General features: G+C 50.4%; 2 protein-coding genes. Both read right to left on the bottom strand.

The features are described 5' to 3' along the window. Positions 1 to 323: ExbD/TolR family protein (locus tag ACO0LF_RS31340; protein WP_423021310.1), on the bottom strand; the 323-nt coding region annotated here is incomplete at its 3' end. A gap of 234 nt (positions 324 to 557) precedes the next feature. Further along, positions 558 to 848 (bottom strand): ExbD/TolR family protein (locus ACO0LF_RS31335; RefSeq protein WP_423021308.1); only part of this gene is annotated, 291 nt, incomplete at its 5' end.

Below are 848 nucleotides of genomic sequence, written 5' to 3'. Positions count from 1 at the left end.
GGACGCAGATGCACTTCAGGCTGATCTTTCTGTGAAGCGGCTTCGGTCAGCTTGGCTTCGAGTTCAGCGCTGTTGACTGTCGTGCCATTCCAGGCCACGGTACCATCAAAGTCCACATCAATATCAACTACCACAGGTGGTGTTGGTGGTGGTGGCGATGGACCTGTCGGCAAGTTCAGATTCACAGCATGATTCTGAATTGGAATGGTGATGATCAACATGATGATCAACACCAGCATGACGTCAATCAAAGGCGTCATGTTCATTTCTATCATCACTTCCGGATCGGCTGAACCACCGCCGGAACCCATTTGCATACCCATAATGCTTCCTTCACGAATTATTTACCTGCAAAACCAAAAATCTTCACCACAGAGGCACAGAGTCACAGAGGAAAACCACAGAGAAAAGCTTTTTAATACATGCTGCGCGTAATGACCAGGTGAGGATCAGGTGAGACGAGCTGCGATCAACTTCTCCTCTTGCCCTTCTCTGTGTCTCTGTGTCTCTGTGTTGAGAGGTCTTGCTTTGAGGTGCGCACGGCGCACCCTACTGTCTTAGTTCCGTGGTGGCGGTTCAATCACGAAGCCAACCTTGGCGATACCGGCACGTTGTGCCGTCAGGATGGTTTTGCCGACAAACTCGTAACGGGCATTCTGATCACCGCGGATATGCAACTCCGGTTGCGGGATCTTGACTGCTTCTAACGCAAGCTTGTCAAACAGGGCATCCTGGCCGCCCAGCGATTTCATGCTGCCGTTCCAGTACAAATCACCATCCTTGTTGATCGACAGGGTGATGTTTTCTGGTTTGGTTTTGTAAATCTGATTGTGTTCTGCCGGCAGCTT

It is taken from the genome of Undibacterium sp. Di27W (assembly GCF_049340345.1).
Lineage (GTDB): Bacteria > Pseudomonadota > Gammaproteobacteria > Burkholderiales > Burkholderiaceae_D > Undibacterium.
The sequence above is the reverse complement of the archived record's forward strand: the minus strand, read 5'-3'. Positions and strand labels throughout refer to the sequence as shown.